This is a genomic window from Hoeflea phototrophica DFL-43, from assembly GCF_000154705.2.
GTDB lineage: Bacteria > Pseudomonadota > Alphaproteobacteria > Rhizobiales > Rhizobiaceae > Hoeflea > Hoeflea phototrophica.
This window is the reverse complement of the sequence record NZ_CM002917.1, coordinates 1,550,441-1,573,338: the sequence shown is the minus strand read 5'-3', so window position 1 is coordinate 1,573,338 and position 22,898 is coordinate 1,550,441. Positions and strand designations below refer to the sequence as shown.

Sequence of the window (22,898 nt, the reverse complement as noted above, 5' to 3'; positions counted from 1 at the left end):
TTGGGTTCCCAGCGGCGGTCAGGCCGCCTTGCGCCAGACGCCGCTTGCTGCAACGGTCTGGCAGAAGTCGGCGAAATCGCGCGGCTCGCGGCCAAGCGCACGCTGAACGCCGTCGGTCAGATAGGCATTGTGGCCATCGAGGGTTTCGCGGCAGATCTCGGTGAAGACGTCGGCAATCAGCGGCCCGCCAATTTCGAGCATGCCTTCATGGAACTGCTCGAGCGTGATCGGCTGGTAGTGTACCGGAATGCCGGCTGCGGCCGAGATTTCAGCGGCGGCTTCTGCGAAACTCAACAACCGGGGACCGGTGATCTCATAGAGTTCGCCGTCATGACGGGCGTCGGTGAGTGCGGCGACCGCAACATCGGCGATGTCGTCGACATCGACAATCGGCTCCTTGATATCGCCCGCGGGCAGCGCCACCATGCCATCAAGCACCGGCGGCAGCAGATAGCCTTCGGAGAAATTCTGGGCGAACCAGGCGGCGCGGACCAGCGTGAAGGCGAGGCCCGAATTGCGCACGATTTCCTCGCAGGCCACGGCATGGGCCTCTCCCCTCCCCGACAGCAGCACCAGCTTGCGAACGCCGCATTGTGCAGCAACCTCGCTCAGCGCCTTGATCTTGTCGGCGGCGCCCGGAAAGGCGAGATCGGGGAAATAGGAGACATAGGCTGCCGAAACACCCGACAAGGCCGGCGCCCAGGTCTCGGGCTGGTCCCAGTCAAAGGGAATGGCCGCGCTGCGCGATCCTTCACGGACGCTAAAGCCCTTTTCATTCAGCGATTTGACGATGCGGCTGCCGGTCTTGCCGGTGGAACCGATAACGAGGATGGGTTGGTCTTGCATGGCTTGCTCCATTGGGTTGATTGAACGTGGGCAAGACCTATCCCTTCAATTCTGGATTAACAATTTCATACTGTCTCGATATATATGCAGATCGTCCAAACTCATGGACAATCCGCAAAATCCTGTCTAGGTTGCTCTCATGTCCACACCCGATCCAAACATTGCCGAAATGACCGACCCTCTTGCCGAAACGCTGCACATGCTGCGGCTGACCGGCGCGCTTTATTGCCGGGGAGAGCTGACTGCTCCCTGGGCAGTCGCCATTCCAAAGCTTGATGGGGTGATGACCTTTATGGTGGTCACATCCGGAGCCTGCTGGCTGGAACTTGAAGGCCACGAGCCGCGCTTTCTCCGGCAAGGCAGTCTGGCGCTGATCCCGCACAGCACGCCGCATGTGCTTTCAAGTGCAAAAGGGCTTGCCGGCGCACCGCTGTTCGATCTGCCCGTCGAGAAGGTCAGCGAGCGTTACGAGGTGTTGCGCCATGGCGGCGGGGGCGAGCTGACACGCTCGATGTATGGCGTGGTGCGGTTCGACGATGTCGCCGCCGAGCATCTGCTCAAGCTATTGCCCGAGATCATCATGATCGATTCCTGGGACGATCAGACCGGCGGCTGGCTGCAGAGCACGCTGCGGTTCATTGCCAATGAGGCCATCACGCTCAAGCCGGGCGGCGAAACCGTGATCACCAGGCTTTCCGATGTGGTGGTGATCCAGGCGATCCGCTCCTGGCTTGAAACCTCGCCCTCAGCTGACACCGGCTGGCTCAAGGCGCTGCGCGATCCGCAGGTCGGCAAGACGCTGGCGCTGATGCACCGGGAGCCTGGGCACGACTGGAGCGTGGAGACGCTCGCCAGCCGCGCCGGAATGTCCCGTTCGGCCTTCGCCGCGCGCTTTTCGGAACTGGTGGGCGAAACTCCGCTTAAATATCTGACGAAATGGCGCATGCGGGTGGCGCGAAACCGGCTGATCGACACCAGCGACGCGCTGGCTGTGATCTCCAATGATCTTGGCTATCAGTCGGAAGCCTCTTTCTGCCGGGCGTTCAAGCGTGTCTTCGGGCAACCGCCTGGCAGCATCCGGCGGGCGGAGGCTTCGCGGAGCGGATCTATCCTTCCCGCCTCGCCAGCCGCAAACGCAGCCTAGGCTCAGGCCAGGTCGCCCGTGGGCCGGATCACACCAACCTCGATGCGATTCCAGTTCTTGAGTTGCTTCTGTGTCCAGGTCCGGAGTTTTCCGGAGAGTTCCTGATCATCAGCAAACAGCTTGGCCAGGACCGTGCCGATCATGGCTTCCGCGCCACGGGTCGAGCCGTCCTCGCATTTGAGTGCAATGCCATAGCCCTTTTCCGGCAACGTTGCGCAGAACACCCCTTCGGCGCCGGTCTTGGCGAAAATCCGGCCCGGGGCCAGCTCCATCAGGTCTGTGCAGGCGCGGCGGGTTCCGGCCACATAGAAGGGTTCAGCCATGCAGGCAGACATCAGCCGCTGGGCTGCCTTGGCGCGTTCCGCTCCGAGGCCAACGCCCGAGGCCATGCGGGCGAAGCCGTGGGCGATCCGGTTGAGCGGCGCGGCATAGGTGGGGATCGAGCAGCCATCGGTGCCGCAATTGTCGTGACCGAGAGCGGCACCGGTCAGATCTCCCATCACATCGCGGATGGTCGACTGGACGAAATGATCATAGCCGACATAGCCTTTGTGATCGACACCGGCATGGCAGGACAGACAGAGAAAGCCCGCATGTTTGCCCGAGCAATTGTTGCCAAGCTGGTCCGGCATGTCCCCGGCCCGGGCCTGGTCAATGAGCACCCGCTGGTGCGAACTCCAGTGGCAGCCGCATTCGAAATCGGCCTCGCTCAACCCTGCGCGAGCGGCCATATCGCCCGCCAGCCGCATGTGCTCGGGTTCTCCCGAATGGGAGGCACAAGCGAGCGCCAGTTCCTTGTCGCCAAAGCCGTAGGCATCGGCAGCGCCGGATTCCACGAGCGCCAGCGCCTGCATGGATTTGACCGCCGAGCGCGGAAACACCGGCGTCGATACCTCGCCAAGCGCCATCACCGGCGTTCCCTCTGCATCGATCACCGAGACCATGCCGCGATGCCGGCTCTCGACGAGTTGGCCGCGGGTGACTTCAACGAGAACTGGGTTGGACATGGGGCGTTTCCTGGTGCTGGCTGATTTCCGGCATAAGGTGCCGGATTTTTATGCTGTCTGATCGCAGAAGCCGGGTGATGCGGCAAGAGCCAAGAGGGGTTTGATGGCCAAAACTCTACCGGAAGATGGGGACGAAGTTCCGGCCGATTCTTCAGTTCCGGCACATCTGAACCACACATGAAGCGTTTAGCAGATTAAATCCGGAAATCTCAGCAAGCCCCTGTGTTTGATGGGTTTCTTCTTTCAACCGGATTGTTGGCCGAACCGAAACATGCGCCGAATTGGCAAATGACGGCCTGGCGCGAGCTGGTCGAAACGTCCCTGCCCTTAGAAGCTGTGCCTAGACTTGGGTCACCGCTACGAACCCAAAAAGGACAGGCCATGACCAGCATTTCCTTCTTCCGTTTTCTCCGCGATCTGTTCATCCACGCCCCGCGCGCAGAACCTTTCATCCCGGCACCCAATCCGGCGCCCGCACCCACTCCCCAGGCACTCGAACCGGAGATGCCTATTGCCTGGGGGGCGAAAGTCACGGCCGAATTCAAAGACAAGGTGATCACCATTTCCGGCCGGCTCAAGATGGAGCCTGACCATCTCATGGCGATCATGGCGTTCGAGACCGGACGCAGCTTTGATCCGGCGGTGACCAACCATGCAGGGTCGGGTGCGACCGGCCTGATCCAGTTCATGCCGAAGACGGCAGAGGGGCTCGGCACCTCGACAGCCGCGCTCAAGCGGATGAGCGCCATTGATCAACTGGATTTTGTGGAGCTCTATCTCAAGCCCTATGCAGGCCGGATGGATGATCTGCAAAGCGCCTATATGGCGGTGCTTTACCCGCGCGCCATCGGCAAGCCTGCAAGTCATGTGCTGTTTCGCAAGGGGTCGGTTGCCTACAGGCTCAACCGCGGCCTGGACCGCAACGGCGATGGAAGCATTACCAAGTCGGAGGCCACAGACAGGGTTGTCGCCCTGCTTGCAGAAGGACTGCGGCCGGGCAACATCGGCTGAGCCTGACGCGCCTCCTGGCCCCGCTTTCTAACCACCAAGCCGCACCAGCAGGGCTGTAAGCTGATCCCGGTCGGTCTGGCTGAGCGCGCTCAGCAACCCTTCCTCGACCGCCAGATGGGTTTCCACCGCCGTGTCAGCCAGCGCCCTTCCCTCTGACGTCAGCCGGACCCTGAGGGCTCGGCGGTCATCAGGATCAGCATGGCGTTCGACAAGCGTGCGGGCCACCAGGCGGTCAATGCGATTGGTCATGGCGGGGGGAGACATCATCATGTCACGCGCCAGTTCGCCCGGCGTCAACGCCCGGCCATCTGCCTGACGGCGCAGGGTCAACAGCACATCAAAACCTGCCATGTCGAGATCATAGCGCTTGAGATTGGTTTCCACCGCGCGCATCGCAACCTGGCTTGAGCGCCACAGCTGGCCGATCACCGCCATCGGACGACAATCGAGATCAGGCCGTGCGGCCCGCCATTGCGCCTGAATGCTTGTCATCGTGGATGCGCCCTGCTCGGGCTTTCCCGTCTCTTTTCCGTTCATCATTGCCTCTGCGCTTTTCGGCCTTGCAATCAGCTGAAAACCAATTATATTTCGACGTCAAAATACTCTACATCGAATTATAGCGAGTTCTCATGCTTCGCACAATCCTGATCACGCTGCTGGGGCCGATGCTCTGGGGCACCACCTATGTGGTGTTCACAGAAACATTGCCGGTGAGCCACCCGCTGCTGGTTGGCGCAATGCGCGCCTTGCCGGCCGGGCTGATCCTGCTGGCGCTCAATCCGCGGATCCCACCACTTGCGGCGCTCAAGCGCCATGCGGTGATCGGATTCTCCAACATCGGGCTGTTCTTCGCGCTGTTGTTCGTCGCGGCATCACGCATGCCCGGCGGGCTGGCCGCGACGCTGGGCGCGATCCAGCCGCTGGTTGTGGTGCTGATCTCGGCGATTCTCATCGGCCGCGCGCCGCATCCCGTGCAGATTCTGGCGGGGATTGCGGGCGTGATCGGCGTGGGGCTTCTGGTGCTCTCGCCGAACGTCCATCCCGACCCGATCGGTGTGGCGGCAGCGATTGGCGGCGCCTTGTCCATGGCGATCGGCACGGTTCTGATCGACCGCTGGGGACGAATGGGCACAGCGCTTGAAACCACCACCTGGCAGTTGATCTTCGGTGGCGCGATGCTGATGCCGGTGGCGCTGTTTGTCGAAGGTCTGCCACCCTCACCGGGGCTCACGGAAGTCATCGGCTATGGATGGCTGATGCTGGTCGGCACCGCATTCGCCTATTTCGTCTGGACCCGGGGCATCGGGCGGATCGGCTCGAGCGCGACCTACCTGGCGCTGGCAAGTCCGGTGGTGGCAACCGCTATCGGTGCGGTGGCGCTGGGAGAATGGTTCAGTCCCTTTCAGTGGGCGGGCATGGCGCTGGTTATCGGGGCGACGGCCGTGGGCGTGTCGATCAGACGGCGGGATTAAAGCCGCGGGCCACCGGCCGTTAAGGGCGTTAACCCCCAACAGCCAACAGCACTCACCTTGCAGCCAGACTGGCACAGCGGCGATTTCTAGCTCTGCTTCAGCGCCTGGTCAAACGTGGGGATTGGCTCGGCAAACTGGCTCAATCGAAACACCTCAATCTCACCCATTCTGCCCTTGACCTTCATGTTGCCGATTTCGTCGAAAGTGATCTGGCCAGCGAGGCTGTCCCTGACATCGCGACTGACCAGCACAATGGATTCCGCCTCGGCATCGACCTCTTTCCCCAGCGCCTCAAGGCGCTGCGTGATGTTCACAATATCCCCGATCACTGTGTAGTTGAGGCGGTCAGGTGAACCGATATCACCAACGATGAGCTGTCCGGAGTGCACTCCAATCCGAATCCTGACACTTGGCAGATTTGCCCGTGTCCGAATAGCGTTGTCGGCATTGAGAGCAGCCTGGATGGCGCCAGCCGCGCGCATCGCCCTCAAATTCGCATTGTCGATGTTTTCCGGCGCACCCCAAAACGCCATGACGGCATCGCCGATGTATTTGTCGATCGTCCCGCCCTCATCCTCGATGCATTTGGACACAAGCGTCAAATGCTCACTGATGAAGGTGGCAACGTCGGCCGGGTCCATGCCCTCACAAATGGATGTGAAACCGACAATGTCGGTGAACATCACCGTCAGTTCGCGCTGTTCAGTCCCGGCTCCGACATGGTGTTCCCGGATCAACCGCTTGACCAGCAGACGCGGGACATAGCGGCCAAAGGACTGCAAACCAATCAACATCGCGTTGAACGACGTTGCCAGGTCGTCGATCTCCTTGAGACGACTGGGCGGAAGAGGTTTGACGTTGTCGAATTCGAGCGTGGCGATCGCAGCTGCGACTTCCGATGTCTGACGAAGCGGACGCGTAAGCCTGCGGCTCAGAATCCATGCCCCAATGAGGGCCAAGACCAGGACGCCGCTGCCAACCGAAACCGTAACAATCATCGACTTGACCACTTGGCCAATATCGTCTGCGGTGCTGTAGGCTCCAATGATCAGCGGCCTGTCACCATAGCCACGGACGGGTTTTGTGATGAAGCCGTAAGTGCTTCCGTCAACCTCGACGACACTCATCCTTGCGCCATCGAGACTATCAATTTCCGGAATGGCGTCGGCCGAGCGAAGGTGTTTTATGATCGGGTCACTGATTTCACCAAGCGTCGGCAGCGGCTTCCCCTCCGAAATGTTCATGGTTTCTCCGAACATCGATATATGCGCCAGCACACGATTTCTGCCGTACAGCACAAACACACTTGTCTGCTCTTCGCTCAATTCACCGGCGAGTCTCGAAAGCTCATCCGTGGAGATCGCAATTGCGATCAAGCCAAGAAATTTGTCGCCCTGCCAGATCGGAATACGCCGGTTCATAACCGTGACTCCGAGTGTATCGCTGAAAGCCGGCAGACCCCAGTAGGGTTCCTTTCGAGAGCGAACTTCATCAAATATGAGCGGAATGTCCGATGGTGTTCCGGGACCAAGCTCAGTGCTCTGCGCCTTGCCAGATGAATCGCGCGCAACACCTATGCCTTGCCCAGAATCATTGGCAATGATGAGACCGCTAATCTGCGGCGCGGCAGCCAACGACCCTGTAATGAATGCGATCAGCTTGTCCGGATTTTCAAACTTCAGATCCTCAACATCCAAATTGTCGACAATGAAATCGCCCTGGTTTTCCGCCGCTTCGAGATGATTGCGCAAGGCCAACTCCAGACCCTCCGCACTGCGCAGGACGACCTGGCCAAGCAATCGAGAGAAGACCTGCGTTGAATTGGCTGCGTTCATGGCAATGATAGACGCCATTGAAACGAAAAGCAGCGTACCGAAGCATACAAGCACAACCGAAAAGACGCCGAATTTCGCTTTCAAACTCTCACCTTTTCAACGCTGCGAATGCCCCAGATGAATGGGCTCACCGGATGCGCTCCAGAATGGAAACGTAATTGGCAACCGCGGCGCCACCCATGTTGAAGATGCCGCCCAGCGTCGCATCCTTGACCTGAATGCCGCCAGCCTCGCCCGCGAGCTGCATTGCGCTGAGCGCGTGCATTGAGACACCGGTGGCGCCGATCGGGTGGCCCTTGGCCTTGAGCCCGCCGGATGGATTGACCGGCAGGCGGCCATCTTTCCGCGTTTCACCGCTCATGGCGAAATCACCGCCCTGCCCCGGCTTGGCAAGCCCCATGGCTTCATACTCGATCAACTCGGCAATGGTGAAGCAATCATGGGTCTCCACGAAGGAGAGATCATCGAGCGAAGTCTTGGAATTGGCGAAGGCCCGCTTCCAGCCCAGCGCACAGCCCTCGAAGGCGAGGATGTCGCGCTTGGACATGGGCAGGAAATCCTGCACATGTTCGGCGGCGCGAAACAGGATCGCGCGCGGCGCCTGCATGGCTGTCGTCACATCGGACAGCACGATGGCCGCGGCCCCGTCGGAGACCAGCGAGCAGTCGGTGCGCTTGAGCGGTCCCGCCACATAGGGGTTCTTTTCGCTCTCAGTGCGGCAGAACTCGTAGCCGAGATCCTTGCGCATCTGTGCCCAGGGATTGTCGACACCATTCTTGTGGTTCTTGGCGGCGATCGCGGCGAGCCCATCGGACTGGTCGCCGTACTTCTGGAAATAGCCATCGGCGATCTTGCCGAAAACGCCGGCGAAGCCTGCGGGCGTGTCGCCATCCTCAGGCAGATAAGAGGCCTTGAGCAGATTGGCGCCGATCTGAGGCCCGGGTGTCGTCGTCATCTGCTCGACGCCAACCACCAGCACCCTGCGCGCGACACCGGCGCGGATCGCCTTGATGCCCTGATGAACCGCAGCCGATCCGGTTGCGCAGGCGTTTTCAACGCGCGTCGTCGGTTTGAAGCGGAAGTCATCATCGGCCTGCAGCACCAGACTCGCGGTGAAATCCTGGGCCGAAAAACCGGCATTGAAATGACCGAGATAGATCTCGTCGATGTCGGCGGCTTCCAGACCGGCATGCTCGAGCGCCTCACGGGCCACCTTCGTGACCAGGCTCTCGACGGTTTCTTCGCTGTGTCTGCCAAAGGGCGTGTGGGCCCAGCCGATGATGCAGGCGGTCATGAATCTCTCTCCCGGGAATCTTGTCTGTGCTGGGGCGCATTTTGAGCGCGCGGGCGGCTTTGTAAAGGGGAGAGCGGATCCACCCAAGCGACCGGCCGGTCCGTGCCGGTCGCGGGGGCTGAAAACCGGTGATGACGGCTTCGAGCTATCCGGGCATATGGCCCTGGTCGAACTCAAGGACCTGCCGGGCCGAGGGACGGCTCTCGCAGCGCTCAATCCAGTCCCGGACCACCTGCACATCCGGCGTGGCCTGAGGCATCCAGGTGTAGGGCGAGACCAGCAGCAGATCGGCTGCGGAAAACGCCGAGCCCATCAGATAGGGCGTTTTCTCGAGCTGGGCGGTGAGCCGCGCCGCCACCTCCGGCGCTCCCCGGAAGGTGGCGTGGAGAAAGGGATGGTTCAACCCGGCGGCGGTGAAGACCAGGACAGGCTCGACAATATTGCCATACCAGGCAAGCCAGCTCAGATAGCTGCCGCGATCCGGCTCCCCGACCGGGCGGCCGAGGCCTTTATCGGCGAACAGGTCGGTCAGGTAGAGAATGATGGCATTGGATTCCCACAGCTCGGCCCCGTCATGCACCAGCAGCGGCACCTTGCCTTCGGGATGCGGATTGGACGGATCGGCGCCACCCGATCCGTCATGGCGGACAACGGTGACGATGCGGATGTCGACCTGATCAAGGACGTTCAGCTCGATGAGCAGGCGGATGATGCGGGATGAGCGTGACTGTGGCGAATGGTAGAGCGTGAGCATGTCGGATCTCCTGTCCGGTTGGTGGCTAGGAGATCCGACTAGCATTGCCATGGTGACAGTTCATGTCAGCATGAATCGAGCTCTCAATCGCGCAGCCGGAGGTGCCGGAAACCGCCGCAGTCGCCTCGACCTTCGGCCTGCCGGACCGGACTCGTGCAGGTGCTGATGACGGCCCGAGCGGCGCATCCGAGCATTTTTCGGCCTCAATGTCGCGGAATGGCGCGTGCGACATCGAAAAATCGGCCATGATTTCCCGGCTTCGTGGTCGAGCTTGCGCCGCGCGGTCAACCCGTTCGCGACCTGCAGCCGACCAGATGAAACCGCGGGGATTTCACAATGACCGCAGTGGCCTCTCTTGCGCCTCTCCAGTCTTCCCGCCCGCTTGAGGGGATCGCCTGCGTGCTTGGTGGCGCGTGTTGTTTTGTAGGGCAGGATCTCATCGTCAAGGACCTGCTCGGGGCGCAGCCTTTATGGATGCTGATTTTTGTCAGGGCGGGCATATCTATCCTGGTGCTGGTACCGCTGATCGTCTGGCTTGGCGGCAAGCACCGGCTGTTGACGCCGTTTTGGCCGATCCACCTGTTGCGCGCATTTCTGCTGACCGGCGGCTTCGCGATGTTCTACGCAGCCTTTCCGTTCATGCCGCTGGCGGAGGTGTCGACGATCTTCTTCTCGGCGCCCCTGTTCATCGGCATCCTGGCCGCGCTGTTTCTGGGCGAGCGCATGGGCGCGCACCGGATCGCAGCCCTTGTGGTGGGGTTCAGCGGGGTGCTGATCGCCATGGCGCCCGGCCAGGACAGTTTCCAGTGGGTGGCGCTGCTGCCGCTGATCTGCGCCATGTCCTACGCGGCATCGATGATCCTGACACGGAGGGTGGGCGACGGCGAAAGCAGCCTGACGATGGGTCTGTGGACCATCGGAGGGTCCGGCTTCATGATCTGGCCGCTCGGCTGGCTGGTCAATGCGGTTGTTCCCATGGGCCCGGAGTTTCATCATTTGCGGTTTGAATTCATCGTTCCGGATGCGGTGCAGATGGCCAATCTGGCGCTGCTGGGTGTGGTCGGGATGACCGGCTACATTCTTCTCAGCCGGGCCTACCAGGTGGCGAACGCCAGCTTGATCGCCCCGTTCGACTACGCCTACCTGCCGTTTGCCGCTGCGGCAGCCTGGTTTTTCTGGGGCGAGGTTCCAGGCCTCAACACGTTTGCCGGGATGGCGATGATCATCGGCGCCGGGCTCTATATCGGCTACCGCGAGCTGCGCGCCCCCGAGAGGGCCGAAACGCCCGCCCCGGTAGGCGAGACCCTCATCGCCACCGGTGTTCCGGCTGTCACCGAAGACAGCGAGCTTTCCCCCTCCAACACGGCATAGCACAGAGACACACCCTCACCGCGCTGCTGTCGTGGCAATGTGTTCGCGTAGTTTTTTATTGATTGAACAGTCAATCAAAACTACTCTGTTGCAACAGACACTTTCGATCAAACCCGCTCAACCATCCCAAGGAAGGCAGCAGCTATGCCCAAAACAGGCATGGAACCGATCCGCCGCAAAGCGCTCACGGACGCAGCCATCGAAGCCATCGGCGCGCGCGGCTCGATGGATGTGACGATGTCGGACATTGCCGGACGCGCCGGCGTGTCGCCCGCGCTGGCGCATCACTATTTCGGTTCCAAGGAGCAGCTGATCACGGCTTCTGTGCGTGCGCTGCTCAGTGATTTGCGAGCAGATACGGTTGAAGCCTTGCGAAAGGCGCGCACCAATCGCGCGCGCGTCTCGGCCATCATTGCGGTGAGTTTTTCGGAAGAACAATTCTCAGACGACGTCGTCGGTGCATGGCTGGCTTTTTATGTCATCGCCCAGCGCGCGCCTGACATAAGGCGGTTGCTGTCGATCTACTCTCGGCGGCTGCATTCGAACCTGATGAGCGGTTTGACGCCACTGGCCGGCGCTCATGACGCCGAACGCATTGCCGAAGGTGCGGCGGCGATGATCGACGGGCTCTACATCCGAAAGGCGCTTGGCACCGGCCCTGCCCGGCATGACGCGGTGGCACTGGTCGAGGACCACATCGAAACCCAATTGCTTGAGATTCGGGGGCGAACGCTATGAGCGGCACACAAGAAAGTGGCAAACGTCCCAACATTCTGATCCTGATGGTGGACCAGCTCAACGGCACGCTGTTTCCCGACGGGCCCGCGGATTTTCTGCATGCGCCGAACCTGAAGAAGCTGGCCGAGGGTTCCGTGCGATTTTCCAACAACTACACGGCCTCGCCGCTGTGCGCGCCGGGGCGCGCCTCGTTCATGTCGGGGCAGTTGCCGCGGCGGACGCGGGTCTATGACAATGCGGCGGAGTTTGCCTCCGACATTCCGACCTATGCGCATCATCTCAGACGCGCGGGTTATTACACCGGCCTGTCGGGCAAAATGCATTTTGTCGGACCGGATCAGATGCACGGGTTCGAGGAACGGCTGACCACGGACATCTATCCCGCCGATTTCGGCTGGACACCGGACTATCGCAAGCCCGGCGAGCGGATCGACTGGTGGTATCACAATCTCGGCTCCGTCACCGGCGCGGGGGTGGCGGAAACCTCGAACCAGATGGAGTATGATGACGAGGTGGCGTTCTTTGCCACGCAGAAGCTGCATCAGCTCTCACGAACCAGCGACAATACGGAGGCACGCCCCTGGGCGTTGACGGTGTCGTTCACCCATCCGCATGATCCCTATGTGGCACGCAAGCAGTACTGGGATCTCTATAAGGATTGCCCGGAGCTCGAACCGCGCGTGGCGCCGATCCCCTATGACCAGATGGATCAGCATTCTCAGCGGCTCTACAAGGCCAATGATTCCGAGAATTTCGAGATCACCGACGAAAACGTGCGGCGGTCGCGGCAGGCCTATTTCGCCAACATCTCCTATCTCGATGACAAGATCGGCGGCATTCTGGCGACGCTCGAAGCCACGCGGATGGCCAACAACACCATCGTGGTGTTCTGCTCCGATCATGGCGACATGCTGGGCGAGCGCGGCATGTGGTTCAAGATGAGCTTCTTCGAGGGCTCGGCGCGGGTCCCGCTGATGATCTCGGTTCCGGGCAGCCAAGGACGGCTGGTGGCCGAGCCAACATCCAACCTCGACATCACACCGACACTGGCAGACCTCGCCGGGGTCTCGCTTGACGAGGTGGCACCCTGGACCGATGGCGAAAGCCTGACAGGACTGGTCAATGGCGGTTCGCGGACAACCCCAGTGCTGATGGAATATGCTGCAGAAGGGTCCGAAGCGCCGTTGGTGGCAATCCGGGACGGGCAGTACAAGTTCATCCATTGCGAACTGGATGCGCCGCAAATGTTCGATGTCGAATCCGATCCGGACGAGCTCGACAATCTCGCCAGTGACCCAGCGCATGCCCAGCGGGTGGCCGACTATATGGCCCAGGTTCGGGCAAAATGGGACATGGCGCGCTACGACGCCGAGGTGCGCGAAAGCCAGGCACGGCGCTGGGTTGTCTACGAGGCGCTGAGGAACGGAAATTACTATCCCTGGGATTTCCAGCCGCTGCAGAAAGCCTCGGAGCGCTACATGCGCAACCACATGGACCTCAACATTTTGGAAGAATCGCAACGGTTTCCAAGGGGGGAGTGATGAACAGGCAGGAACTCGAACGGGCCCAGAGCCACTCCGTCCACAATCGCGCGGAACTCGAAACGAGCCGGCGCTGCGGCTGCTTCCACTGCGAGAGCGTGTTCACGGCGAGTGCCGTGCTGCACTGGACGGACAGAAGCCGCGTGCAAGGCGAATGGACGGCATTGTGCCCGAGCTGCGGTATCGACTCGGTGATCGGGGACGCGGCCGGGTTCGGCATGAGTCCCGTCTTCCTGCGCGAGATGAAGGACAGGTGGTTCGGCTCCGGCCGGGCCTGAAGGCGAGAACCGCCGAGACATGAACACGAAAAAGCGAAAGGCCGGACAATGACCGCCGCACAGCCAAAAGCATCCCACCACATCAACGGACAGTACCGCGAGGACGCCTCCGGCCGGTCTTTCGAGAGCCACTATCCGGCACCCGGCGAGGTGATCGCCAGACTGCACGCAGCAACGCCTGAGGTGATCGAAAAGGCTGTTGCTGCGGCCAAGGGCAGCGCAGCCGGCCTGGGCCAGGCTGATGGGTGTCGAGCGCGGGCGGATCCTGCTGCGCACGGCCCAGCTTTTGCGCGAACGCAACGCGGAATTCAGCCGCATCGAGACGCTCGACACCGGCAAGGCGATCCAGGAAACACTGGTGGCGGACGCGGCGTCAGCTGCCGACGCGCTCGAATATTTCGGTGGGCTGGCCGGCGCCATCACCGGCGAACATGTCGATCTGGGCGGCGACTTCGTCTACACGCGGCGTGAGCCGCTCGGGATCTGCGCAGGGATAGGCGCCTGGAATTACCCGATCCAGATCGCGGCGTGGAAATCCGCGCCGGCGCTCGCCTGCGGCAACGCCTTCATCTTCAAGCCCTCGGAAATGACCCCGCTGACTGCGCTGCTGCTCGCCGAAGCCTTTAAGGATGCAGGCCTGCCGGACGGTCTATTCAACGTGGTTCAGGGTTATGGCGATGTCGGGGCGGCGCTCGCCTCGCATCCCGACATTGCCAAGGTGTCGCTGACCGGCTCGGTGCCGACCGGTGCCAAGGTGCTGGCAGCCGCCGCGCCGACGATAAAGGCGGTGACGATGGAACTCGGCGGCAAGTCTCCGATCCTGGTGTTCGATGATGCCGACATCGAAAGCGCCATCGGCGGGGCAATGCTCGGCAATTTCTACTCGACCGGACAGATCTGCTCGAACGGCACGCGGGTGTTCGTCCAGCGGGGCGTCTACGACCGTTTTCTTGAGCGTCTGAAGAGCCGCACGGAGACCATCAAGCTCGGTGATCCGCTCGATCCCGACACCCATCTGGGGCCGATGGTCTCGACCGCGCAGCGCGACAAGGTGCTCGGTTACATCGACACCGGCAAGCGCGAGGGCGCGCGGCTCGTCACCGGCGGCGATGTGCCGGAGATGCAAGGGTTCGACAAAGGCGCCTGGATCCAGCCCACGGTGTTCGCAGATGTCACCGACAATATGACGATTGCGCGCGAGGAAATCTTCGGACCGGTGATGAGCGTGCTGGCCTTTGACGACGAAGACGAGGCGATTGCGCGGGCCAACGACACGCAGTTCGGTCTGGCAGCGGGCGTGTTCACCGCTGACCTGACGAGGGCGCACCGGGTGATCGCGCAGCTTGATGCCGGCACCACCTGGATCAACACCTACAATCTCACCCCGGTCGAAGCGCCGTTCGGCGGGGTCAAGCAATCGGGCATCGGGCGCGAGAACAGCCGCGCCGCGATCGAGCACTACACGCGGCTCAAGAGCGTCTATGTGGCCACCGGCCCCGTCGACAGCCCCTACTGAGGTGGAGGCGATGGCCTTGTCACACCACGAGATCGTCGAGATCGACACGAAGGGCGGTTGCGATGCGCTTGAGCACATCGACCGAGCCAGCTTTCTTGCCGTTTTCGATATCAGAGAGGTGAGGCTGGGAAATGCCAGCGGCCGCAGCAAGCTCGCTTCCGGTCATGCCGCGATATTTGCGGTAGGTGCGGATGCGGCTGTCGGTCTCCATGAGTTCATGAACGAGTTCGGAAGGCCAGGTCTCCTCGCCCGCCCTGACACGCTCCATGATAGCGAGAGCCTCGAGACTGTCGATCATGTCTTCATAGTCTTCTTCCCCGACGAGAACGTAGGTCTTGCCGTCAATGGTCAGTTTCTGAAGTTCGCCCATCGAGAGTCACTCCTTGTAAATGCCGCCGCGCGGGCCAGCGCTGACCACCATGACGACAACGCCCTGATCGTCGACGATGATGCGGTCCTGCCCGACCCGGATGCGGTAGAGATCAGAGCCGGACAGCTTCTTTACATCAACCTCTTCACCCCGCGTGAATGCATCCACCTTGGCGAAAATAGCCGCACGCCGTTTCGGTTGCATTCGGGCGAGGCTCTTTTTGGCGGCCTTGGAATAGACGACCCGCTTCATCACTCAAATATAGCTTTCAGCTATAACTGCGTCAATCACATCCACGTCGCGGCGGAACCAACCCTTCACTAGAGACGAGTATTATCCCATGACCATGCAAGCAGATTTCGTCATCATTGGCGCCGGGTCGGCCGGCTCTGCCATGGCCTCACGGCTGAGCGAGGACGGCAAGCATTCGGTGATCGTCATCGAACATGGCGGCTCTGATTTCGGTCCGTTCATCCAGATGCCGGCAGCGCTCTCCTACCCGATGAACATGAGCCATTATGACTGGGGCTACACAACCGAGCCCGAGCCCAACCTCAACAACCGCAGGCTCGCGGCACCACGTGGCAAGGTGATCGGCGGATCGTCCTCGATCAACGGCATGGTGTTTGTGCGCGGGCATGCGGGCGACTTCAACCACTGGGCCGAGCAGGGTGCGAATGGCTGGTCGTTCGCCGATGTGCTGCCCTATTTCAAACGGATGGAAACCTCGCATCAGGGCGGCGGGATCGGCGGCGAGGAAGGCTGGCGCGGCACCGATGGACCGCTGCATGTGCGCCGCGGCACCGCGGTCAATCCGCTGTTCCAGGCGTTCATCGATGCCGGCGAACAGGCGGGCTACGGGGTCACCCAGGACTACAACGGATCGCGCCAGGAAGGCTTCGGCCTGATGGAGCAGACCATCCACAAGGGGCAACGCTGGTCGGCGGCAGAGGCCTATCTCAAGCCTGCGCTGAAACGTCAAAACGTGAGTCTGGTCAGAGGTTTGGCGCGCCGGGTTGTCATCGAGAATCATCGCGCGACCGGAGTGGAACTTGAAATCAAGGGATCGATTCAAGTTGTTAAAGCAGCGCGTGAAGTGATCATCGCAGCGTCGGCTTTCAATTCGCCCAAGCTTTTGATGCTTTCGGGCATCGGCCCGGCTGCGCATCTCGCCGAGCACGGCATTGACGTCGTGGCGGACCGGCCGGGTGTCGGGACCAATCTGCAGGATCACCTCGAGCTCTACATCCAGCAGGAATGCATCCAGCCGATCACGCTGTACTCGAAATTGAACCTGTTCTCCAAGGCTTTGATTGGAGCTCAATGGTTGTTCCTGCGGCGCGGGCTCGGAACCTCGAACCAGTTCGAGGCCTGTGGCTTTATCCGCTCGCAAGCGGGTGTGCCCTACCCCGACATCCAGTTCCACTTCCTGCCCGGCGCGATCCGCTATGACGGCAAGGCTGCGGCTCCCATGCACGGGTTCCAGGCCCATGTCGGGCCGATGCGTTCGCCCTCACGCGGCGCGGTGACATTGCGCTCCGGCGACGCCAGGGAAGCGCCGGTGATCCGCTTCAATTACATGAGCCATGAGCAAGACTGGCAGGATTTCCGCCGGAGCATCCGGATCACCCGCGAGATCTTTGCGCAAGCCGCATTCGATCCGTTCCGTGGCCAGGAAATCCAGCCGGGCGCGAATGTGCAAAGCGATGACGAACTTGACGCCTTCATCCGCGAGCATGCCGAAAGCGCGTACCATCCTTGCGGCACCTGCCGGATGGGACGCGCCGACGATCCAACCGCAGTGGTCGATCCGGAGACAAGGGTGATCGGGGTTGACGGGCTGCGCGTTGCCGATTCATCGATCTTCCCGCGGGTGACCAACGGCAACCTCAACGGCCCGTCGATCATGACCGGTGAGAAGGCCGCCGACCATATTCTCGGCCATACGCCGCTGGCGCCGAGCAATCTCGAGCCATGGACCAATCCGGACTGGGAAACGACCGATCGCTTGAAGCAGGCGTAAAGCGCAAAGGTCCAGTCAAGTCCGGACAGATTTAGACTACAGATTTAGACTGGGGCGGGTTCGGTCGTGACGGGTTCCGGCGCCTCGCCCCAGCAGATGAAGCGGCCGCAGCCGAAATCGGAATTGTCGACGCCGTATTTCAGCGGTTCGCCGTCGAGCCCGAGGGTGACGCCGCCGGCGGCGCGCAGCACCGCATCTCCTGCGGCGATGTCCCATTGCTTGAGACAGACGAGTCTTGGATAGACATCCGCCTTGCCTTCGGCCAGCAGGCAGAACTTCAAAGACGAGCCAACATGCGTGGTTTCGTGATCCGGTATCCTGTCGTCAATCCAGGCCTGGGTTTCTGGTTCGCGGTGGCTCAGGCTGACCAGTGCTACCGGCGTTTTGGGGCGCTTGCGGGTCTGAATGATCTTGCGTTCGACAATCTCGCCTTCCGGTGTCACATCGGCGACCCGCGCCTGCCGGCCCGCACCCGTCCAGATCCGCCCCAGCGCCGGGGCATAGACAACACCCGCCACCGGCTTGAAATCCCTTATCAGGGCGATGTTGACGGTGAACTCGTTGCGGCCGGCAATGAATTCGCCGGTGCCATCAAGTGCATCAACAAGAAAATAGGACGCCTGTGCACAGCTGGGGCACTTACCGTCTTCCGCCATTTCCTCTGCCACGATCGGCACTGCGGGGAATTGCGCCGTAAGCCGCTCCAGAACCAGCGCCTCAGCGCTTCTGTCCGCCTGGGTTACAGGCGTGGAATCCGACTTGATCGAGATCTTTGCGCCTGCGGCGCGCACTGCGAGGATTTCCCGGCCCGCGGCAATGGCCGCCGACTCAAGGGTTTCGGTCAGATCCGGGAGCGGCTGGGGAATTGCATCGGCGATGTCAGGCACGCCCATCGGCGGCTCCGGAAATCTTGTTTCTATTCATGCTTGGCGTTGCATGTTTGCCCCGGCCGGTCAATGCGCAGGTGACAGTTGCACCACTTGTTTCGTCAATAAAGCGTGGAACCGTGTCCTGGAACACCACCAAGGAGCGCTAGGGCAGAATATGCCCATGGAAGCGCTTGCATCGAAATGCGTGACCCGGTTTTGCGATCACAAAAAGACTGACATGCCTCGTTTGCGAGGGCCTGTGTGTGGATGATGGGGGCACTCAAGCGGAGCCAAAGCCATGCCCCTGAATGACCTCACTTCTGTTGCCGAAACGGCAACTCGGCCGGAATTCGGACCCGAATTTGCGGCGGCACTGTCCGATGAACTTGAAGCAATGCCACTCAGCGGGCGGGTCTTGCGAATTGCGGCGCTCGGGCGCGCGGTGTTTACGACTTCGCTCGGCCTCGAGGATCAGGTTCTGACCTCCCTGATCGCCGAGACCGGGGCTGACATGCGCATTGTTACGCTCGACACCGGGCGGCTGTTTGGCGAAACCGAAGCGCTGATCAGTGAGACCGAAACCCACTATCGCCTGGCTATCGAGGTGTTCAAACCCTGGAAAGAAGACGTCGCCGGCTTTGTGGCGCTCTATGGTCTCAACGGGTTTTACGACAGTGTGGAAGCGCGGCACGCCTGCTGCCATGCGCGCAAGCTCAGACCACTCGGCAGGGCGCTGGAGAACGCTCAGATCTGGGTCACCGGCCTGAGGCGCGGCCAGTCGGGCAACCGCGCGCGCTCACCGCTTGCCGAATGGGACGCCGACCGCAGCCTGCTCAAGGTCAATCCGCTGGCCGACCAGACGCTTTCCGACCTCAAAACCCTGGCGAGCGCCAACAAGGTTCCGATCAACCCGCTGCATGCGAAGGGCTACCCCTCGATCGGCTGCGAACCCTGCACCCGCGCGATCAAGCCGGGCGAGCCGGAACGCGCCGGGCGCTGGTGGTGGGAGCAGGACGAGCGGCGTGAGTGCGGGCTTCATCTGTCGGCCTCTGTGTCGGGATCGCGCGCACCGGCGCAGCCCAAGGCCACCTCCCCGGCTTCGTAAATTCAGGCAAGGACCACTCCATGACTGCGCTCCACACTAAGCCCGTCAATGTCATTGAACACGGGCGCGGCAAGCCGCCGCTCGATCCGCATCTCAAGGCCCTCGAAAACGAGGCGATCCATATCTTCCGCGAAGTGGCGGCGGAGTTCGAGCGTCCGGTGATGCTCTATTCGATCGGCAAGGATTCCTCGGTGCTTCTGCATCTGGCGCTGAAAGCCTTCCATCCGGGCAAGCTGCCGTTCCCGTTGCTGCACATCGATACCGCCTGGAAGTTTCCGGAGATGATCGCCTTCCGCGACCAGGTGGCCGAGAAATACGGGCTCGACCTGATCACCCACACCAACCCGGACGGATTGCGCGACAATGTCACCCCGTTCACCCATGGTTCGGCTCGCTACACCGACATCATGAAGACCCAGGCGCTCAAGCAGGCGCTCGATATGGGCCGCTATGATGCAGCTTTCGGCGGCGCGCGCCGCGACGAGGAGGCCTCCCGCGCCAAGGAGCGGATCTACTCGTTCCGCACCCCGGACCATGCCTGGGATCCGCGCAACCAGCGCCCCGAGCTCTGGTCGATCTACAACGGCATGATCCATCTGGGCGAAAGCGTGCGCGCCTTCCCACTGTCGAACTGGACCGAGGTCGACATCTGGCGCTACATCCAGGCCGAGAACATCGAGCTGGTGCCGCTCTATTTCGCTGAGCGTCGCAAGATCCTCGAGCGCGACGGCATGCTGATTGCAGCAGGCGACCCGCGCATCGAGCTGGTGCCGGGCGAACAGGTCCGTGAAGAGATGGTGCGGTTCCGCACGCTTGGCTGCATTCCGCTGACCGGCGGGGTTCGCTCGACCGCGACAACGCTGGATGAGGTGATCGCAGAACTTGAAATCGCCACCGTGTCCGAACGCCAGGGCCGCGCGATTGACCGCGACCAGGCGGGCTCGATGGAAAAGAAAAAACGCGAAGGCTATTTCTGATGAGTTCTCAAACACTTTCGCAGGCTGCTGCAGACATTGAATCCACTGATGATGCAGGCAACGCCCTTCCCCATGCGCAGACCGCCGGCAGGCAGGCCCGCCCCCTCCGCTTCATCACCTGCGGCTCGGTGGATGACGGCAAGTCGACCCTGATCGGGCGCTTGCTGTGGGACACCAAGGCGGTCAAGGAAGATCAGGCGGCGACGCTTGAGCGCGACTCCACCGGCAAGCAGAACGAGCTCGGCCTGCCTGATTTCGCGTTGCTTCTGGACGGGCTGCAGGCCGAACGCGAACAGGGCATCACCATCGATGTGGCGTACCGCTATTTCGCCACCGACCGCCGCTCCTTCATCGTCGCCGACACGCCGGGGCATGTGCAATACACCCGCAACATGGCGACCGGCGCTTCGACCGCCGATCTTGCCGTGCTCTTGGTGGATGCGCGCGCCGGCCTGCTCGAACAAACCCGCAGGCATGCCACCATTGCCGCGCTGATGGGAATCCGGCAGTTCGTGCTGGCGGTCAACAAGATCGATTTGAGCGGCTATGACGAGGCAGGCTTCAATGCCATCGCACGTGATTTCCGCGAAGTCGCCTTGTCGCTTGGCGTGCGCCAGGTGACCGCGATCCCGGTCTCGGCACTCAGGGGCGAGAACATCGTGCTGCGTGGCGACGAGATGATGCCCTGGTATGACGGACCGACGCTGGTGGAGGTGCTCGAGAAGGCAACCCAGCGGACCGGCCAGACCACCGGATTCCGGTTGCCGGTCCAGCGCGTCTCGCGCCCGGGCGAAGGGTTTCGCGGCTATCAGGGAAATGTGGCCGGCGGCTCGATCAAACCGGGTGACAGTGTCGTGGTGCTGCCCTCCGGCGTCGAGGCCAATGTGAAAGCGATCGTCACTTATGATCTGGTGCGCAACGCTGCGGTCAGCGGCGACGCCATCACGCTGGTGCTCGACCGCCCGGTGGATGTGGCGCGCGGCGACATGATCGCGGCCATCGACCAGCGTCCGCAGGTGGGCCGGGCGTTTTCGGCAAGGCTGGTGGCGCTGTCACCCGATGGCATCGTGCCGGGCAAGCGCTACTGGCTGAAAGCCGGTGCGCGGCGTCAGCGGGTGAGCGTGCGGCCGACCTCGGCGCTGGATCTTCAGAGCGGCAAGTGGGTCGACGCGGTGACCCTGCCGGTCAATGGCATTGGCCAGGCGGAGTTGGACTTCGACGATGATGCCATTTTCGATGCCTATGAGACGAACCGCGAAACCGGCGCCTTCATCCTGATTGACCCCGACAGCCTCAACACGGTTGCCGGCGGCATGATCGACAAGAAGCGCTCACCGGGCGAACGGCTTGGGTCGCTGCCCGATGCGGACCGCGCCACCATCACCCTGCCCGCGCGACTCATCGAGGCGTTCCTGAAGACTGATTTCGCCAAAGCGCATGCCGGTGAGATCCGGGTGTCCGGGCCCGAGGAGGCCTAAGGGCGAGAACAAAGAGCCCGATCAGGGCATCAGCGTGATGATGCCTGTTGCCTTGATCGTGATCGAGACCGCCTTGTCCAGATCCTCAGATCGACGATGACCTTCACGGTCGCGGCGATCACCAGCACTGACAATGCGATCTTGGACATTGTTTCCATCGTTCCCTCAATCAGCAGGGCATGGGCAACCGTTCCTGCGACGATGACCGCCGCGAGAGCCGTGTGGGCGCGACGCCAGACAAGCGGGTTCAGACGCAAACGGCGGCGCTGCGTTGCCAGAAGTGCGGCTGCGAAGATGGCCCACATGGCAATGACGCCCCAGGCAGAAAACGGTGTCGGCGAAGCAAAAAGAAGCGCATCGATGACGTCCGGCGGGCTGGTGATCCAAAGGCCTGCGACATGGACAATCACTGCCACCACAAGAAGCCCGCCAATCCAGCCATGTATGCGCCGCCCGCGCTGTGCCCCTAGGCCCGGCAAAAGCCCGCCGGCGAGCAACGGCTGGACAAGAAGCAATGCCATTGCGACCACGCCTGCAAAGCCAGCCGCAATGTAGACCGGATCGCGCCATGCGAGCAGCGGGCTTGCGGCCGCCGCTGCGATTGGCACGGCCATGGCAATGGCAAGCGCCAGCCAGACAAGGAGTTTACGCGGCCAGCTCACTGCTTTGGGTTTCAATCCGCTCACGCAGGTTCAAGAACAAAGTCCACATTGAGGCTTGTGTCACGTGCGCTGGCCATGACCGGACGCATGAAAACGGTTTTGAAATCACCGCTGTCATAGGCCAGGTGACCGTGGGGCTGGCCGAAGGCCGGCACAATCTGCGGCATGTCCATGCGAAACACCCCGTTTTCATCCGTCAGCGTGGCGCCATGGCTCTCCGGGTCACGCTCATGGCCTTCCGTGGTGTGCGCCCAGATCTGGATGCGCTGGCCCTTGAGCGGCGCGCCGTCACCAGCACGACGGACGGTTCCTGTCATCAGGAATCCGCCGCCGCCGATCCGTTCGACGATCGGTGCGCCGGGACGGTAATTGTTGGCCCCGCCGCGCATCGAGGGAGTGGGCGCGATGCCTTTCGCGCGGGCGGGTATGATCAGTCCTGACACTCCGGTCGCCACGACCGCGCCAACACCAACGGAGGCGGCGGTTAGCAGGGTACGGCGGGTTGTGATAAGGTCAGTCATAGGGCTTTCCTGTCGAGCGATTGGTTGATTGACCGAGCCTGCGGAACGGGTCGTGAGCCTGGTCGCGAGTTCATTCTAACTGTAGC

General features: G+C 61.7%; 22 protein-coding genes and 1 pseudogene. 12 read left to right on the top strand and 11 right to left on the bottom strand.

Annotated features, from left to right (window positions below; all coding sequences use genetic code 11):
- Positions 1 to 18 precede the first annotated feature (18 nt).
- Complete coding sequence (locus HPDFL43_RS07255; protein WP_040449885.1) at positions 19 to 846, bottom strand: NAD(P)H-binding protein; 828 nt, start codon at positions 844 to 846, stop codon at positions 19 to 21.
- A 139-nt stretch (positions 847 to 985) separates the two neighbouring features.
- On the opposite strand from HPDFL43_RS07255, the gene HPDFL43_RS07250 reads away from it, so the two are divergent.
- Positions 986 to 1,990: an AraC family transcriptional regulator gene (locus tag HPDFL43_RS07250; RefSeq protein WP_007196645.1), complete on the top strand. Its 1,005-nt coding sequence runs from the start codon at positions 986 to 988 to the stop codon at positions 1,988 to 1,990.
- Positions 1,991 to 1,992: 2 nt separating this feature from the next.
- Here the strand turns inward: HPDFL43_RS07250 and HPDFL43_RS07245 are convergent, their stop codons facing one another.
- Positions 1,993 to 2,997, bottom strand: a complete 1,005-nt coding sequence (locus HPDFL43_RS07245) for an asparaginase (RefSeq protein WP_007196644.1) — start codon at positions 2,995 to 2,997, stop codon at positions 1,993 to 1,995.
- A 381-nt stretch (positions 2,998 to 3,378) separates the two neighbouring features.
- Between HPDFL43_RS07245 and HPDFL43_RS07240 the strand changes: the two genes are divergently transcribed.
- Positions 3,379 to 4,008 (top strand): transglycosylase SLT domain-containing protein, encoded by a 630-nt coding sequence (locus tag HPDFL43_RS07240; RefSeq protein WP_007196643.1) that lies wholly within the window; start codon positions 3,379 to 3,381, stop codon positions 4,006 to 4,008.
- Positions 4,009 to 4,035: 27 nt separating this feature from the next.
- Here HPDFL43_RS07240 and HPDFL43_RS07235 read toward each other — a convergent pair whose 3' ends face one another.
- Positions 4,036 to 4,548: a MarR family winged helix-turn-helix transcriptional regulator gene (locus HPDFL43_RS07235; RefSeq protein WP_007196642.1), complete on the bottom strand. Its 513-nt coding sequence runs from the start codon at positions 4,546 to 4,548 to the stop codon at positions 4,036 to 4,038.
- 89 nt (positions 4,549 to 4,637) lie between these two features.
- Between HPDFL43_RS07235 and HPDFL43_RS07230 the strand changes: the two genes are divergently transcribed.
- The gene (locus HPDFL43_RS07230; RefSeq protein ID WP_007196641.1) at positions 4,638 to 5,480 is read left to right on the top strand and encodes an EamA family transporter; all 843 of its coding nucleotides are present in this window, start codon (positions 4,638 to 4,640) and stop codon (positions 5,478 to 5,480) included.
- 86 nt (positions 5,481 to 5,566) lie between these two features.
- Here HPDFL43_RS07230 and HPDFL43_RS07225 read toward each other — a convergent pair whose 3' ends face one another.
- The 3 genes from HPDFL43_RS07225 to HPDFL43_RS07215 form a co-directional block, all read right to left on the bottom strand.
- Positions 5,567 to 7,399: an adenylate/guanylate cyclase domain-containing protein gene (locus HPDFL43_RS07225; protein ID WP_040449116.1), complete on the bottom strand. Its 1,833-nt coding sequence runs from the start codon at positions 7,397 to 7,399 to the stop codon at positions 5,567 to 5,569.
- A gap of 43 nt (positions 7,400 to 7,442) precedes the next feature.
- On the bottom strand, positions 7,443 to 8,609 hold the full coding sequence (locus HPDFL43_RS07220; protein WP_007196638.1) for an acetyl-CoA acetyltransferase: 1,167 nt from the start codon (positions 8,607 to 8,609) through the stop codon (positions 7,443 to 7,445).
- Between the two features lie 145 nt (positions 8,610 to 8,754).
- Positions 8,755 to 9,363 carry a glutathione S-transferase family protein gene (locus HPDFL43_RS07215; protein ID WP_007196637.1) on the bottom strand — a complete coding sequence of 203 codons (609 nt, stop codon included), beginning with the start codon at positions 9,361 to 9,363 and terminating at the stop codon, positions 8,755 to 8,757.
- A gap of 336 nt (positions 9,364 to 9,699) precedes the next feature.
- On the opposite strand from HPDFL43_RS07215, the gene HPDFL43_RS07210 reads away from it, so the two are divergent.
- The 5 genes and pseudogenes from HPDFL43_RS07210 to betB all read left to right on the top strand — a co-directional run bounded on the left by HPDFL43_RS07210 (position 9,700) and on the right by betB (position 14,807).
- Entirely contained in the window at positions 9,700 to 10,734 is a 1,035-nt protein-coding gene (locus tag HPDFL43_RS07210; RefSeq protein ID WP_007196635.1) for a DMT family transporter, read from the top strand.
- A gap of 144 nt (positions 10,735 to 10,878) precedes the next feature.
- Positions 10,879 to 11,472: a transcriptional regulator BetI gene (betI, locus tag HPDFL43_RS07205; RefSeq protein ID WP_007196634.1), complete on the top strand. Its 594-nt coding sequence runs from the start codon at positions 10,879 to 10,881 to the stop codon at positions 11,470 to 11,472.
- Positions 11,469 to 13,013: a choline-sulfatase gene (betC, locus tag HPDFL43_RS07200; RefSeq protein WP_007196633.1), complete on the top strand. Its 1,545-nt coding sequence runs from the start codon at positions 11,469 to 11,471 to the stop codon at positions 13,011 to 13,013. Before betI ends, betC begins: the two co-directional genes overlap by 4 nt.
- Complete coding sequence (locus HPDFL43_RS07195) at positions 13,013 to 13,291, top strand: hypothetical protein (RefSeq protein WP_007196632.1); 279 nt, start codon at positions 13,013 to 13,015, stop codon at positions 13,289 to 13,291. Before betC ends, HPDFL43_RS07195 begins: the two co-directional genes overlap by 1 nt.
- Positions 13,292 to 13,339: 48 nt before the next feature.
- Positions 13,340 to 14,807, top strand: a pseudogene (gene betB / locus HPDFL43_RS07190) (betaine-aldehyde dehydrogenase).
- 19 nt (positions 14,808 to 14,826) lie between these two features.
- Here betB and HPDFL43_RS07185 read toward each other — a convergent pair.
- Positions 14,827 to 15,177: a helix-turn-helix domain-containing protein gene (locus tag HPDFL43_RS07185; protein WP_007196630.1), complete on the bottom strand. Its 351-nt coding sequence runs from the start codon at positions 15,175 to 15,177 to the stop codon at positions 14,827 to 14,829.
- A gap of 6 nt (positions 15,178 to 15,183) precedes the next feature.
- Complete coding sequence (locus HPDFL43_RS07180) at positions 15,184 to 15,429, bottom strand: type II toxin-antitoxin system RelE family toxin (protein WP_007196629.1); 246 nt, start codon at positions 15,427 to 15,429, stop codon at positions 15,184 to 15,186.
- Positions 15,430 to 15,523: 94 nt separating this feature from the next.
- Between HPDFL43_RS07180 and betA the strand changes: the two genes are divergently transcribed.
- Positions 15,524 to 17,200 carry a choline dehydrogenase gene (gene betA, locus HPDFL43_RS07175; protein ID WP_007196628.1) on the top strand — a complete coding sequence of 559 codons (1,677 nt, stop codon included), beginning with the start codon at positions 15,524 to 15,526 and terminating at the stop codon, positions 17,198 to 17,200.
- A 44-nt stretch (positions 17,201 to 17,244) separates the two neighbouring features.
- On the opposite strand, the gene cysQ is transcribed toward betA, so the two are convergent.
- Positions 17,245 to 18,093 (bottom strand): 3'(2'),5'-bisphosphate nucleotidase CysQ, encoded by an 849-nt coding sequence (cysQ, locus tag HPDFL43_RS07170; RefSeq protein ID WP_007196627.1) that lies wholly within the window; start codon positions 18,091 to 18,093, stop codon positions 17,245 to 17,247.
- Positions 18,094 to 18,373: 280 nt separating this feature from the next.
- On the opposite strand from cysQ, the gene HPDFL43_RS07165 reads away from it, so the two are divergent.
- Genes HPDFL43_RS07165 through cysN form a run of 3 tightly spaced genes read left to right on the top strand, consistent with a single transcriptional unit; the run spans position 18,374 to position 21,629 of the window.
- Positions 18,374 to 19,174 (top strand): phosphoadenylyl-sulfate reductase, encoded by an 801-nt coding sequence (locus tag HPDFL43_RS07165; RefSeq protein ID WP_425348855.1) that lies wholly within the window; start codon positions 18,374 to 18,376, stop codon positions 19,172 to 19,174.
- 20 nt (positions 19,175 to 19,194) lie between these two features.
- Positions 19,195 to 20,151 carry a sulfate adenylyltransferase subunit CysD gene (gene cysD / locus HPDFL43_RS07160; protein ID WP_007196625.1) on the top strand — a complete coding sequence of 319 codons (957 nt, stop codon included), beginning with the start codon at positions 19,195 to 19,197 and terminating at the stop codon, positions 20,149 to 20,151.
- Entirely contained in the window at positions 20,151 to 21,629 is a 1,479-nt protein-coding gene (gene cysN / locus HPDFL43_RS07155) for a sulfate adenylyltransferase subunit CysN (RefSeq protein WP_007196624.1), read from the top strand. The genes cysD and cysN overlap by 1 nt, the downstream gene beginning before the upstream one ends.
- A 29-nt stretch (positions 21,630 to 21,658) precedes the next feature.
- Here the strand turns inward: cysN and HPDFL43_RS07150 are convergent, their stop codons facing one another.
- Both HPDFL43_RS07150 and HPDFL43_RS07145 read right to left on the bottom strand, forming a co-directional pair.
- On the bottom strand, positions 21,659 to 22,243 hold the full coding sequence (locus HPDFL43_RS07150) for a ferric reductase-like transmembrane domain-containing protein (protein WP_156970393.1): 585 nt from the start codon (positions 22,241 to 22,243) through the stop codon (positions 21,659 to 21,661).
- 68 nt (positions 22,244 to 22,311) lie between these two features.
- The gene (locus HPDFL43_RS07145) at positions 22,312 to 22,812 is read right to left on the bottom strand and encodes a peptidase associated/transthyretin-like domain-containing protein (protein WP_007196622.1); all 501 of its coding nucleotides are present in this window, start codon (positions 22,810 to 22,812) and stop codon (positions 22,312 to 22,314) included.
- Between the last annotated feature and the right edge of the window lie 86 nt (positions 22,813 to 22,898).

Coding starts and splice junctions, on each gene's coding strand:
- HPDFL43_RS07255 (WP_040449885.1), bottom strand. CDS start 846: ATGCAAGACCAACCCATCCTCGTTATCGGTTCCACCGGCAAGACCGGC.
- HPDFL43_RS07250 (WP_007196645.1), top strand. CDS start 986: ATGTCCACACCCGATCCAAACATTGCCGAAATGACCGACCCTCTTGCC.
- HPDFL43_RS07245 (WP_007196644.1), bottom strand. CDS start 2,997: ATGTCCAACCCAGTTCTCGTTGAAGTCACCCGCGGCCAACTCGTCGAG.
- HPDFL43_RS07240 (WP_007196643.1), top strand. CDS start 3,379: ATGACCAGCATTTCCTTCTTCCGTTTTCTCCGCGATCTGTTCATCCAC.
- HPDFL43_RS07235 (WP_007196642.1), bottom strand. CDS start 4,548: ATGATGAACGGAAAAGAGACGGGAAAGCCCGAGCAGGGCGCATCCACG.
- HPDFL43_RS07230 (WP_007196641.1), top strand. CDS start 4,638: ATGCTTCGCACAATCCTGATCACGCTGCTGGGGCCGATGCTCTGGGGC.
- HPDFL43_RS07220 (WP_007196638.1), bottom strand. CDS start 8,609: ATGACCGCCTGCATCATCGGCTGGGCCCACACGCCCTTTGGCAGACAC.
- HPDFL43_RS07215 (WP_007196637.1), bottom strand. CDS start 9,363: ATGCTCACGCTCTACCATTCGCCACAGTCACGCTCATCCCGCATCATC.
- HPDFL43_RS07210 (WP_007196635.1), top strand. CDS start 9,700: ATGACCGCAGTGGCCTCTCTTGCGCCTCTCCAGTCTTCCCGCCCGCTT.
- betI (WP_007196634.1), top strand. CDS start 10,879: ATGCCCAAAACAGGCATGGAACCGATCCGCCGCAAAGCGCTCACGGAC.
- betC (WP_007196633.1), top strand. CDS start 11,469: ATGAGCGGCACACAAGAAAGTGGCAAACGTCCCAACATTCTGATCCTG.
- HPDFL43_RS07195 (WP_007196632.1), top strand. CDS start 13,013: ATGAACAGGCAGGAACTCGAACGGGCCCAGAGCCACTCCGTCCACAAT.
- HPDFL43_RS07185 (WP_007196630.1), bottom strand. CDS start 15,177: ATGGGCGAACTTCAGAAACTGACCATTGACGGCAAGACCTACGTTCTC.
- HPDFL43_RS07180 (WP_007196629.1), bottom strand. CDS start 15,429: ATGAAGCGGGTCGTCTATTCCAAGGCCGCCAAAAAGAGCCTCGCCCGA.
- betA (WP_007196628.1), top strand. CDS start 15,524: ATGCAAGCAGATTTCGTCATCATTGGCGCCGGGTCGGCCGGCTCTGCC.
- cysQ (WP_007196627.1), bottom strand. CDS start 18,093: ATGGGCGTGCCTGACATCGCCGATGCAATTCCCCAGCCGCTCCCGGAT.
- cysD (WP_007196625.1), top strand. CDS start 19,195: ATGACTGCGCTCCACACTAAGCCCGTCAATGTCATTGAACACGGGCGC.
- cysN (WP_007196624.1), top strand. CDS start 20,151: ATGAGTTCTCAAACACTTTCGCAGGCTGCTGCAGACATTGAATCCACT.
- HPDFL43_RS07150 (WP_156970393.1), bottom strand. CDS start 22,243: ATGGCCGTGCCAATCGCAGCGGCGGCCGCAAGCCCGCTGCTCGCATGG.
- HPDFL43_RS07145 (WP_007196622.1), bottom strand. CDS start 22,812: ATGACTGACCTTATCACAACCCGCCGTACCCTGCTAACCGCCGCCTCC.